Here is a 13,104-nt window from a genome sequence, read left to right on the forward strand (position 1 = left end):
AGCCTGAATGCGTCCTCTTCGGTTCTAACCTTTGACAGCACCGATTGTCAATCCCTTAACGAAATAACGCTGAACGAATGGGTACAGAAACAGAATCGGCCCTGTCACGATAATGGCCATCGCCATCTTCGTTGACTCCGTCGGCATTTCGCCGGTCATCACAACACCTGTGCCTGCGCCCATTTGAGATACAAAGCGCATCGTGTTTATCACGTTATACAAGTAATACTGCAGTTCATACTTATTAGGATCATTTATAAACAGCGAGGACAGCAGCCAACCGTTCCAGTAATGAAGCGCAAGGAACAAGCCTACGGTAGCGATACCGGGCATCGACAGTTGAAGCACCACGCTGTAGTAAATTTTGAAATCATTGGCACCGTCGATTTTGGCGGATTCTATGAGCTCTTCAGGAATTGCAGACTTCATGAAACTTCGCATCAGAATAATCAAAAACGGACTCATGAGCCCCGGCAGAACAAGCACTGCGTAAGTGTCTGTCAGCTTCAAGTAGCTAGCTAGCAGAATATACCAAGGGACCAACCCCCCGCCAAACAGCGTTGTGAAATAGATATAGAATGAGAATTGATTGCGATACCGGAAATCCTTCCGTTGAAGAACATAACCCGCCATCGTCATGAAAAATAAACCAAGAACCGTACCTAAGATCGTGACAGAAATGGTTACACCGTAAGCTTTGAGCACTTGCTCTGGAAATCGAAATACGGTCTTATATCCCTCCATAGAGAAAACCTTTGGTATGAAGTGATACCCGCTGCGAAGAATGGACTCATTCTGAGTAAAAGAGGCCGAAATAATCATCAAAAAAGGAAACAAGCACACCAGAAAAGAGATAATAATAACGGCATAAGCCATCGTTTGGAACAAAAACATATATTTCTCGTCCTTAACTCTCAAGCTACTCGCACCTCTTCTCCTAAAATAATGCGTAATCGTCATTAACTTTGCGAATGATGTAGTTCACGGTCATGATAAGAATAAACCCGAACAACGATTGATACAGCCCTGCCGCAGTCGCCATCCCTACATCGAATGTGACCTTCAAGGAACGGTATACATAGGTATCAATGATATCGGTCGCATTAAACAGAATGCCATTATCTCCAATTAACTGGTAAAACAGATCGAATTGGCCCTTCATAATACTCCCAAGTGAGAACAGCAGGAGCACGACAAATGTCGGCTTCAGCATCGGAATCGTAATATGCCAGACCCGCTGAAAAATATTGGCGCCGTCGATTTTGGCAGCTTCATAATATTCCTCGCTAATTCCCGTAATTGCAGCCAGATAGATAACCATGCTGTAGCCGAGATTTTTCCACAAATAAAAGATAATGATGAGGAACACCCAAGCCCAAGGCGTGTTGTACACATCGACGGGTTCAGAGCTGAATTCCTTTAACGTTGAGTTGAGAAACCCGCTCTCATAGTTAAATAAGTTGTAGACAATGACGCTTAGGATAACGAAGGAAATGAAGTAAGGCAGGAACATCACGGACTGGGCAATTTTCTTAAACCAAGCGCTGCGAATCTCGCTAAGCAGAACCGCACATAGAATGGCGAAAACATTCCCGAACACAATGAAAGCCAAATTGTAGCCGAGCGTGTTCAGCGTTAATTTGATTAAGATGCCGGATTTCCATAGAAAAGAGAAATTATCCAAGCCTACAAAAGGACTGCCGAACAAGCCGGCATTGAAATCAAAACGCGTGAATGCATAGTAAATGCCAACCATCGGAATGTACGAATTAATAAAGAAGAAGATCAGTGTCGGCAGCAGCATGAGAAACATAATTTTGTTTGTCACTATTTCATACAGAAAACCTCTTCGTTTGACCATGTTCAGGTTCGATCCTCCTTGGGGCATTATGTCTTGAGACGATCATAAATCAGCACAAAGAAACTGAATAGTGAAGCCTCTCTACGTGTGTGAACTTTATCGAGAAACGGCGTATGAACAATCTTGACTTCAGTGAACTGGAGGTTAGAAAATCGTTGATACGACGGGGTTTAAAAAGGAATTGTATCCATGCCGCATTCATGCTACGCTTATTTCAAAAATATACCAATAAAGGGGAATATGCCTATGAACTGGCTCTCTGCTCATAAGGAAAATTTGGATGACGTATTCGCCGAAGCAGAACGGCTTATTCGCGCATTTCCTGAGCCTCTGAATCATCATGGACTTACTTACTTCGATACATTTGACTTACGGCAGGAAAAGAGCAAAAAAAATTATATCTGCTATTTGCTTCCCTATTGGGTGCAAGAAATAACGTTTCTTCCGAACGAGCCAGTAAACAGACTGAGTTTAGCGAACGTGTTCGTCATGCTCTATTACTTCGTTGTAGACGATGTTATGGATTCAGCGGGTGGAGAGCATAAGGACAAGCTCCCCTTGGCCCATTTATTTCAACTGCAGTACCAAGCTATCTATAGAGAATTGTTCCCGCCGCAATCGCCTTTTTGGACATATTACGAACGTTATGTGCTGGAATGGTCGGAGGCAGTTGCGGGCGAAACTCAATCCGATTACTTTCATACGGAAAAAAGGAAGATGGCATGGAAAGCCAGCCCTGTCAAAAACGCCAGCACAGGAGCGCTGCTTCTCGCTGGTCAGGCAGAGCTGATCCCAGTCGTGACAGAAGCAGTTGAACAAGTGTTGGTTACTTTGCAAATGCTCGATGATTGGGCGGATTGGGAGGAAGATTGGGAAGAGGGTTCCTATAACAGCTTGCTGGCTTTCTTGCGAAAGAAGGATCCGAGCTTGGAGAGCGGTTCATTGACGCCCGATTGGGTAAAGCAGCAGGTGTATGTCTGTGACGAGCTCGATCATTATGCAGACATTGCCGCTTTGCATCACAAACAGCTGCTAGAGTTAAAAATAGCGATGAATGAGCTCATCCTATTTCATCTTAGCCTTGTCGATAGCCTGCGAAAAACGGCGAATGAGATTAAAGAAAAACGGAATAAGCTCCTTTCCGGCGGTTTCTACTATTTTTTTGTCTGAATCTAGCAAATTTTGATAGAATATTGTGAATATTCATGCTATACTCGTTTTATTGGGAATATTACCCAATAACAGTTCACGTACGGAGTCCTATAAATTCAAAGGGGAGTGACTTTTATGTCATCGAATGAACAATTAAAGGCGAGAATTATTCAAAAAGCGTGGGAAGATGAAGCATTCAAGAACCAGCTTCTTGCAGATCCCAAGGCTGCACTAAAGCAAACCTTTGGTATTACGCTGCCCGATGACATGAAGGTGAGAGCCGTAGAAGAAACATCAACGGAATTTGTACTTGTTATCCCGACGAATCCAGCGAAAGTGCTAGTACCTGCAGGTGGGGGAGCTGTTGCTCTTACTTGGTAAAAACAATACCAGGTGCTACGTGATTAATACGCAGCACCTCTTTTTATTTATTACTGTTAGCTGGAAAGCGAATAATAACTTCTGTACCGACGTTTCTTTGGCTTGTAAACTCGATATGCCCTTTCATATTTTCAATAATCTGAAAAGAAACCGTTAATCCAAGCCCCGTTCCCTTCTTTTTGGTGGAATAGTACGGTACTCCCAGCTGGGCCAGCTGTTCTGCTTCAATGCCCTCCCCATTATCTTTAATATGTATACAAACCTCCCCATACTTTTCATACGCCAATATGTTCACCAATCCATCATCCTGGAAAGCTTCGATACTATTTTTGATTAGATTAATCAATACTTGTTTCAATTTTGATGAGTTGCCTTGGATGCTCAAATGATCAGGGACATCAACGGTTATCCTTCCATTATGCAGCGCAACCAAAGGAAAAATAATTCCTTCGATTTGCCTAAATTCATTGAAGAGATTTAACTCGTTAATCTCCTCCCCTTGCGGCTTTGAGAAGGTCAAGAAATCCGTAATAATGACGGAAGCCCGATCAAGCTCCTCTATGGCGATTTTCATATACGCCTGGCTCTTCTCATCCGATCGGGAGGCAACAAGCTGCAAAAAGCCTCGTGTTACTTGCAGCGGATTTCTCACCTCATGGGCAATTGAAGCCGCTAATTGACTTATGATTTCCATTTTTTCAGATTGTTGGAGCTGATGATTGTAGAATTCAAGTTCTTTAGAATAATTAATAATCTGTTCCTGATTGATGGCAAAGCGCCTTCCCATTATTACAATCAGGGCTATAATGAATCCTAAAATCCCCCATTTCCATAAAAAAATTTGTTTGTTCTGTGAATTCACATAGTAGAAGATAAGGTCCAGTGTACTCATAAAAGCAAGTGAGGCAAAGCCGGCAGAAAATATAACAGCTTCCTTGTTCCCTCTGAACATGAGTAAAATTGATGATCCAATGAGTAAACTAAATTGAAGAATCATAATTGTTCCCAAGATCGTAGCAGATATAAAAAAATAAACATGATTAAATCGATAATCATTCAGTACGTTAACAAGCAAGGAAAGGATTACAAATACGGAATACATCGTTTGAAACTTTCTAACCCAAGAAATTACCTTATATTTACCTTCGCCAAAAATTCGCTCAAAGTAAAATGTAAGTGCAGGCAAAAAGACACTTAGTGAAATATCAAAGCTGGCACTATACAGAGATCCATATTTCGGGAAGCTTGCATACAGGAAAGGGCTGTACGTAATAAAAATGATACCAAGTGATATAAAAAGCACACTAACTAAAACCCAATCTGTAAAAATGGCTCTTTTCAGGAATATTGAACCAATCAACATTATTGCAGCTATAAATAGAAATGCACAACCTAGAATAATATTTTGTAAGGCACCAAGTATAAAGGATCTCAATAAGATATCATAATGTTCCAGCGCTATCGCTGAAATTATACCCATACGTCCCATTGAAGTTTCCAGCTTCATGAAAATAGTTTTTCCGTGGTCTTCACTGCTAAGATGAAATAGACTACTTTGTTGATCATAATAAAAATTAAATTTATTTTCTTGGACTAAGCCTTGCCCAACATACACCGAAAGGTGCTGTGCGTATATACCTTGAATATACGCCCCATAGTTTTCAGGAATTTGAGAAGGTAGTTTAATTCTAATCCACGCCGTTGTGACTTCTCTCGGTTTCTTTGGAATGGCTTCACCGCTCTTAACCGTTATCCACTGTTGAGAAGGTGAATCAGACATGACACCTGCAAGCCCCTCCGGCGGACTCCCCCACATGATTTCCCATTCAGGAATCGCTTTCAATTTTTCTTGTTTTTGATTGGTATATGCTTGGGTAATCAAGAATCCACAACCCACTATGGCAATCAATATCCATAGCCAACGCGTATGATATAGCCGCTTCATGCTTCACCATCCTCGCCGAAACTTAACTCACAATACTTAACAATGAATTGATTTCGACAAGATCATAAATTTTCCCTTCTTTTTCCAAGTAAACATTAGGCAAACAAATATGGGACTGTATCAGAAAGTCAAGAATGTCCTGAACACACCCCTTACCGCTACGCGGATATGCCATGATTGAAGCCAAGATCCATGATTTTCCGCGGAACTAAGCATTTTGAACGATTGAAGGGAACTCGCTCCCCCGCCCCAACAACAAAAAAGCCATCAGGGCTTCAAATCACCCTGACGGCTCTATTTTTATAAGTTCAATCGGTACATCGCCTTATTCTCTAATCCGCGAATCATCGGCGTCCAGGCATCCGTCTCCGGAGTTACTTGCAAAGTATCCTCAACCATCTGCAGCTTTGCGTCCATCGAATCGATATAGTGCAATGCAACAGCTTCAGGAATTTGCGGCAGCACCGGGCTTCCCCATTCCGGCAAATTATGATGCGACAGCACGATATGCTGCAGGCCAATAACTACATCGGACTGCAGATCCAATCCGTGATGCAAAGCTGCCTCCGTAATCCAATTCGACGCCATCGAAATGTGGCCGAGCAGCTTGCCCTGCACGCTGTACTCTGTGACAATCCCCAGCTGGGCGATCATCTCTTCCGGCTTCGCAATATCATGCAAAATAATACCTGCTTTGATCAGATCCGGATTAAGAAATGGGCGCTGCTTGCAAATGAATTCACCAATTTCCAGCATCCGTACGATATGATACGCTAACCCGGCGAAGTACGCATGATGGTGTGTTTTGGCCGCAGGATAATGGTTGAGCTTATCCCCTACCTTCGTCACGCAGAAGGAAACGATAGCTTTAATACTGGGATTAGTAATGCTTTCCAATACGGCATTTATGGTATGAAGAAGATCGACTGGGCCTATGGGAGCCGACCGGATGAAATCTGTCATTTGAACGCCATCTTCAGGCAGTACTTTACGTATTCTACCAATTTTCACTTGCAATCTATCGCGATAGGTTTGAACGAGCCCCTGAACCTTCACCAATGTCATTGGGAAAAAGGTTTCCTTATCCGTAGCGCTGACATCCCACATTTTCGCCGAAATTTGCCCGCTGGCGTCGCACAGCACGATATCCATGAAATCCTTGGCAGGCGTCGTATTCGTTTGTTTAATTTCTAATTCTTTAATGAGATAAAAACCAACAAATTCTTCTGGTGCTTGAAGCTGCTTAATTAATGTCATTTTAGTTCCTCCACATGTCATTAGGAACTATTATACTATGAAAATGGAGGAATGGCTGAAATGATTCAAAAGATTCGCCCCCTCCCTATTTCCCCTGCTTCACACGCTCCGCAAGCACCGAAAGATCATGCCCTTTTAAAGCCCCTTCAATTAATTCCGGCAGCTTATCCGGCGAACAACCAAAGCAAGGAATACCGTGTTGGGACAGCTTTTTGGCAACCGTTTCGTCATAGGAAGGCACACCCTGATCGGATAAAGCGAGCAGACAGATCGTTTTCACACCAGCCTCGTGCAGGTCGACAAGCCTTTGCATCATTTCCGTTCGATTGCCGCCCTCATAGAGGTCCGAGACCAAAATAAACAGCGTTTTCTTCGGCTCCGTGATAAAAGATGAACAGTAGGAGACGGATTTGTTAATATCGGTCCCTCCGCCAAGCTGAATGCCAAACAGCATATCGACGGGATCCTCCGCACACTGCTCGCTCAAATCTACAACCTCGGTGTCAAAAGCAACGACACGCGTATCCAGTGCCGGCATACTGGCAAATATCGAACCAATGATGGACGCGTATATCACAGATCCCGCCATTGAACCACTCTGGTCGATATCGAGGATGACCGTCCACTCCTTGCTTCGGCGGGCACGGTCGAAGAAATACACCTTTTCCGGCAGCAGGAGCCCGCGCTCTTTGTCGTAGTGCTTGAGATTTTTGCGGATGGTTGTGTTCCAATCCAGTCCTGTGGCCGACGGCAGCGGCGAATGCTGCCTCCGATTTAGCGCACCAGTAACCGCCCGACGCAAATCCTGAGAAAGCCGCTTGACGATTTCATCGACAACAGCTTTGACTAGCTGCCTCGCGGTTTCTTTCGTTTTCTCCGGTATTTTGCCTTTCAGCGCCATTAACGTGGCTACCATCTGGATGTCCGGTTTCACTTGGGACAAAAGCTCAGGCTCAAACAGGAGCTGTTTCAAGCCTTTGCGCTCGATGGCATCAGCTTGGATGACGGACACGACATCCGGCGGAAAAAAAGTACGGATATCGCCTAGCCACTTAGCGAGCTTAGGGGACGATGCTCCCAGCCCTGCTTGACGGGAGCCGCCTGCATCCGGTCCGGTACTGGCGCCGCTGACCGAAGTGTCGTCATAGATGGCAGCCAGCGCCTCATCCATAAGCCTCGACTCTTCGTCGAGAATGGCGCTGCCGGAGCCGTAAGACTGCAGCTTTTCTTCGGAAGCCGCACCCAGAATCAGCCGCCAACGGTTCAATTGTTCTTGATCGATCGTTGTCATAGGCTACAAATCTCCAAAATCAAAATCATTGAGCTCATCCAGCTTCCCCTTCTCTTCCTCACTTAAAGGCTGCTGCAATGCAGCTCCTGTTATATCTGCGTCAACCTCCCAGATATCGCCCATCATTTCAGCTACCGCTGCCTTCTCCCGAGGCTCGAACGAACCAAATGCTCGCCGCAGAAAAACAAGTGAACGATGGAAAGCCTCTTTGTCCAGCGATCCGATATACGCATCAAGCTGCTGCCAAAGCGTCACCCTCGAAAGCAAAGCATAGCGGTTGCGCATTGACATCCCTTCGAACCAGCCTGCCCCAAGATCAACAGGAATCCCCGGTGAGAGCCGGCGAGACACTTCTTGCGCTACACGATCATCCGGAATTTCGTTACGCTCAAGCAAAATAGCGAAGGCGAGGCCCGACAATTTCGCATTGCGGTCATCGCGCGAAGCCAGCTCTTGAAGTTTACTAAACCACAACCCGTCATCCACTACTTCGAACTCGTCTTGGGCAATGGTATGGAGCGATTGCATAGCATGAATTACGCCATGAGCGGCATCATCGTTGCAGCTGGAAGCGTCCATGAGCAGCAGCGTTCCTCTAAGGAACAACTGCTGGAGCAGCGGGATAAGGCTGCTTGTTTCAATTCGGCGGATGGATCCATATCGGATCAAAACCGACAACTCATAAGCAGATAGGGCTACTTGCTCAAAGCTGCCCGCATCCACAGCAAGTCCTTGCAGCGTGGATTTGGCTTGCGCCATCAGCTCTGTCAAATCACAATCACAGGCGATCCGAATAATGCGCGAAGCTTCTGCAATATCGCGGCATTCCTCCAGCCGCTCCTTCAGCACGAAAGCAGCCGCCAGCTCGATCGTCTCCCCTTTCAGGGTTGACTCCACTGCCTGGATTTCGGCTTCCGGCGTCCATTGCAGCACCCACATCTCCGCCCAAGAAGCGGAGGCTTGGTTCACTCTTTGCTTCTTGGCAAAGCTAATGCCCAGCAGCTCCAGCCGCTGTAAGAGAATAGACCGCTTCAAATCCTGAAACGCGGCTTCTTCTGATTTCACCCTGCGGTTTTCACGCAAATCCAGCTCCAGCGTTGCGGCTACCGTTGATTTATACTTCTCAAGCTTAAGCCTCTTGAGCTCCCTGTTCAGGTCGTCTTGAATCGGCGTCTGACTAACGCCTTCGGGCAACCTGCCGATAGCTGTGCCGATATCCGTTCTTGCCAAGGCTTCGGCAATAGTCGAGCGCTCCCCATAACCGAGACAGACTGTCGCCGCGTCCCGCAAATCTTTCCACGTTGGCTGACTTCCCTCATGCAAAGCAGCTAGCGCCTCCGCCAGCCTTACTGCCTCGATGAGCGAAGCTGTAGATCTATGCGTCCCGTGCTCCCTGAGATGAGCGGCTGCCTGCGAAAAATACAAAGCAGGGAGCCGCTTCAGATCCCCCTTTTGCAGACACTGCCAGAAGAGTTCGAAATAGGCAGGAGCCTGATTCCCAGCCCCATAGCCAGAATGCGACGAAAGCTTATAGTAGGAATAAGGCATCAACGTAAGCTTCGTTGTCGTTTTGGGCAGCCCTTTCAGCTCTTTGTCCGTCATGGCAGGGAAACGAAAATCCATGGCGGATGCATGGTGTGCGCCTGTAACGACGACGATTTTCTCAGGGGCGTGACCGGATGCTATGGTTTCTTGAATTTTACGCCGCATGTACGCTTCCCGAATCTCATTGTAAGCCGCTTCCTGCGGTGCAAGCTTCATCTCCTGCCGAGCGGTTAGCTCCCGCATTTGCAATGAAAATTGATAGATCCCTTGCCGGTAGGCGTCTTTCTCTAGATTATGCTCAAAATTCCGCTCCCAATAAGCCTCGTAATCCGGTTCTTCCGACAACTCAGCAAGCCGCTCATAAAGTGTCCTCTGCTCGCGGACATACGTCCGAAAATCGCCGGCGTTTGCATCTTCAGCGGAAAATATTTGGCTCTGCCTTTGCTCATACAAGGCCAACGCATGCTCAGAAGGCAAATCTATAAACTCAGCCTGCGCAGCATTTCTGCTTGCCCATTGAAAAGCCTGATACTCAGGTGAGTATGCGGCATAAGGATACAACAAGGTTCTTACGGGCAATCCATCCGTGTACGCTAAAATAGCAACCGGCGGGACAACTCCGCTCGACGATAACTCTTCGATAAACGGGCTTGCGTCGCTAGGCCCTTCGACGAGCACAGCTGTCGGCTTGATGTCATCCAAGAAAGCAAGGAGATGGTAAGCACCTGCAGGAGATAAATGCCGTATACCGAAAACATGAAACCCCGAACTGTGAGCTAGTTGTTCATCTCCGAGCACGCGAAGTACAGATTTCTCCATGTCGATCCCCGCTTTTTCATCACATTTTCAAGATATTCCTTCCAAACGAGACGATCCTTCTCTTCATCCTTCACAATCGCTCCCTGCAGCCCGGCCGCCATATCCTCTTCTGTAATCTTGCCGCTGCCGAAGCTGCCCGCAAGCGCCATGCTGCCCGTCAGCAGCGAGATCGCTTCAGCCGTCGAAATGACACCGCTCGGCCCTTTCACCTTCTCTTTGCCGTCGAGCGTCGTTCCGCTGCGCAGTTCGCGGAAAATCGTCACAACCTTCCGCACCGCCTCCTCGTCCGGGAGCGTTGCTTTCAGCTCATAGCTGGCGGATATTTCACTAACCCGCTTGCGGACAATTTCCACTTCCGTCTCGATATCTGAAGGTGACGGAAGCACAATGATGTTGAAGCGTCGCTTCAAAGCCGCAGACATCTCGTTCACGCCACGGTCTCGCGTGTTCGCTGTTGCGATGATGGAGAAGCCTCTGGCCGCGAATACTTCTCTGCCTAGCTCCGGAATCGAGATCGTCTTCTCCGATAGAATCGAGATCAAGGCGTCCTGCACCTCAGACGCACAGCGTGAAATCTCTTCGAAACGGGCGATTCCGCCGGTTTCCATCGCCCGGAATATCGGGCTTTTGATAATGGCTGTATCCGAAGGACCTTGCGCCAGCAGCATTGCATAGTTCCAAGAATATCGAATATGCTCCTCACTGGTCCCTGCTGTTCCTTGAATCACCTTACTGGAATCCCCGGTAATAGCTGCCGTCAAATTTTCCGAAAGCCATGACTTCGCCGTCCCCGGTTCCCCGATCAACATGAGAGCCCGGTCCGTCAAAAGTGTCGCGATCGCCATTTCTACAAGCCTTTTGTTCCCAATGTATTTGGGCGTAATATGAACACCCTTTACCTGTCCGCCTGTCAGGAACGTTAGTACAGCTTTCGGAGAAAGCTGCCATCCGGCTGGCTTCGCATCCTGATCCAATTTCTTTAAAGCTTCCAGCTCCTCCAGGTATAGCCTTTCGGAAGGTAATCTTACGACATCTTGCTTCTGATCCATCCCCATAATCCCTGTCCCTTCTCTTCCGTTTCTAAATGATTAGCTTGTTCCGGCTTGGCCGCTATCGTTTCTGCGATATCCAGCAATTGAGTTTTCATCCCCTGATAGGATAATCCTTCAGCGAATTGACTCAGCCTATCTGCATAGGACCTTGGAAGCAGCGACAGCAGTGTAAGTTGAATACGATCCAAGTAATAAAACTGCTTATTTCCGGCTTTCTCCAAGATATCCATGAGGAGCTTAGGCGTATCCGCGTAATTTTGCCGAAATAATATTAACAGGAGATGCGTCGTTTTCGTTGCGTTAAAGTTAGGCCGTTCTTCGCACTTTTTGACGAGATAATCTGTCACTTTGGGGTCAGGCTCCCGAGCGAACCGGCATACCAGCTCTTCCTCGTCCAGTTTGACAAACAGATGCACCCATCTCGGGTCCCATTCCCCAAAATCAGGCGAAGTCACATGCTCGTGTACTTGGTTATGCAGCGAGGGAGTTACTTCATGCAAAACACGCAGCAATTCCTTGGCTGCAGGCTGCTTTTTATCCTTCAAGTCATGGCAAAATCGTTCATAGACATCCTCTGGAGGCAGGATTTTAATTGCTGCTCTCAAACTATACCCAATAAATTTGCGGTTGAAGGCCTCATGAAGCATAACCGCAAAACGGTTTGCCTCAGGCAAATCCAATTGAAGCAAAAGATCGGCAGCCGCCTCTTGAACAGCTTCTGTTTCAGGCACGATAAAACCAGGCGTTGACAGCAATGTTTCCAGCAAATTTACTACCTCAGGCACTCTCTTGCCTTGTAAACTGCGGATGTCTGCCATCAACAACTGTGCGGAATCCGCGATGTTCGTGCGCTGAACAATTTGCTCCAGCGTCTCAGTTGCATGACGTATGATGCGGAGTGTCAGGTCGTTGGCTCTGCAATTTTGGATAGGTTCAATAGCAATATCTTGATCCTTGGAATTGAGAGCTTTGTATAAACGAGCAATCGCTTGCTCGGTTCCAAGACGTGACAAAGCGAATAAAGCCGCTTTGCGGATCTCTTTTTTCTTATCGTCAGCTTGCTCCAACATAAAATCCTCTTGATCCGGATAATCGCCCAGAAGCTCAATCGCCATGGAGCGCACTTCCGTTCCTGCCGCCGCTTGAAGAAGAAGATCTAATTTCTCCGAAGCAGGGAGTAAAGCATGAATAAGTTCCAAACGGCGTGCGTCACCTTTGCCGCCATCCAGCTTAAGCTGCTGCTGTAACGCCGGAAGCGCTGCTGTTCCCAGTGCAGGCAGTACTTTGCGGTGCAGAAAATCGGGAATTTCCGCATAGCTGTCATCCAATGCAGAAACAGCCGCAGGAATGACGCGGAAATCATGAAATAACTTCTCGTCGTATCCCAGCCGAAGCTGCTCCATTCTGCCCTGCCCCTTTTGTGTCAACGCTTCAATTAGCGGTTGCAGCTTGCGGTAAGGAATGGAGGTTGCAAGTACGATTTCCGTTCCCTCTACAGGGACGAGATCCTCTTTCGTTTCCGTTTTCCCCTGTGTATACAGCACCGAATTTAACAGCGTGCCCAGCTCCAGCAGCTTCCCCGCTGAACTGCTCGTTTCCGCTTCCAAAACTTGACTAACCGCCTGCGCCATCCGGGTAAAAACCGGCGCCGATTCGCCTAGCTTTTGCAGCTGAGGAAGCATTTTCTGCAATCGCAAATCGCCTGCCGCCATTCCGCTCCCCGCGATAAACAAGCGACGCACCTCATGCTGCAGTTCAAACAGTACATCTATACTCATGGAATCGTCTCCTAATTCTTTTC

At 47.0% G+C, this 13,104-nt stretch carries 10 protein-coding genes; 2 read left to right on the plus strand and 8 right to left on the minus strand.

From position 1 onward, the window contains the following. Positions 1–24: 24 nt before the first annotated feature. Positions 25–894, minus strand: coding sequence for a carbohydrate ABC transporter permease (locus J2Z65_RS14395; protein WP_420850844.1), 870 nt, complete (start codon positions 892–894; stop codon positions 25–27). 43 nt (positions 895–937) lie between these two features. Further along, complete coding sequence (locus J2Z65_RS14400) at positions 938–1,861, minus strand: ABC transporter permease (protein WP_193580985.1); 924 nt, start codon at positions 1,859–1,861, stop codon at positions 938–940. A 246-nt stretch (positions 1,862–2,107) separates the two neighbouring features. On the opposite strand from J2Z65_RS14400, the gene J2Z65_RS14405 reads away from it, so the two are divergent. Together J2Z65_RS14405 and J2Z65_RS14410 are read left to right on the plus strand one after the other, a co-directional pair. Further along, a complete protein-coding gene (locus tag J2Z65_RS14405; RefSeq protein WP_167061348.1) occupies positions 2,108–3,031 on the plus strand; it encodes a methionine synthase I in 924 nt (307 codons plus the stop codon). 117 nt (positions 3,032–3,148) lie between these two features. Beyond that, on the plus strand, positions 3,149–3,394 hold the full coding sequence (locus J2Z65_RS14410; RefSeq protein ID WP_167061351.1) for an NHLP leader peptide family RiPP precursor: 246 nt from the start codon (positions 3,149–3,151) through the stop codon (positions 3,392–3,394). Positions 3,395–3,437: 43 nt separating this feature from the next. Here the strand turns inward: J2Z65_RS14410 and J2Z65_RS14415 are convergent, their stop codons facing one another. The 6 genes from J2Z65_RS14415 to J2Z65_RS14440 form a co-directional block, all read right to left on the minus strand. Continuing rightward, positions 3,438–5,339, minus strand: a complete 1,902-nt coding sequence (locus tag J2Z65_RS14415) for an ATP-binding protein (protein WP_167061354.1) — start codon at positions 5,337–5,339, stop codon at positions 3,438–3,440. A 300-nt stretch (positions 5,340–5,639) separates the two neighbouring features. Further along, on the minus strand, positions 5,640–6,596 hold the full coding sequence (locus tag J2Z65_RS14420) for a 3'-5' exoribonuclease YhaM family protein (RefSeq protein ID WP_167061357.1): 957 nt from the start codon (positions 6,594–6,596) through the stop codon (positions 5,640–5,642). An 85-nt stretch (positions 6,597–6,681) separates the two neighbouring features. After that, positions 6,682–7,887: a VWA domain-containing protein gene (locus J2Z65_RS14425; RefSeq protein ID WP_167061361.1), complete on the minus strand. Its 1,206-nt coding sequence runs from the start codon at positions 7,885–7,887 to the stop codon at positions 6,682–6,684. Between the two features lie 3 nt (positions 7,888–7,890). Then, the gene (locus J2Z65_RS14430; protein ID WP_167061364.1) at positions 7,891–10,251 is read right to left on the minus strand and encodes a DUF5682 family protein; all 2,361 of its coding nucleotides are present in this window, start codon (positions 10,249–10,251) and stop codon (positions 7,891–7,893) included. After that, positions 10,209–11,300, minus strand: a complete 1,092-nt coding sequence (locus J2Z65_RS14435; RefSeq protein ID WP_167061368.1) for an ATP-binding protein — start codon at positions 11,298–11,300, stop codon at positions 10,209–10,211. The genes J2Z65_RS14430 and J2Z65_RS14435 overlap by 43 nt, the downstream gene beginning before the upstream one ends. Next, a complete protein-coding gene (locus tag J2Z65_RS14440; protein WP_167061371.1) occupies positions 11,276–13,081 on the minus strand; it encodes a HEAT repeat domain-containing protein in 1,806 nt (601 codons plus the stop codon). The genes J2Z65_RS14435 and J2Z65_RS14440 overlap by 25 nt, the downstream gene beginning before the upstream one ends. Between the last annotated feature and the right edge of the window lie 23 nt (positions 13,082–13,104).

It is taken from the genome of Paenibacillus aceris (assembly GCF_017874035.1).
Lineage (GTDB): Bacteria > Bacillota > Bacilli > Paenibacillales > NBRC-103111 > Paenibacillus_E > Paenibacillus_E aceris.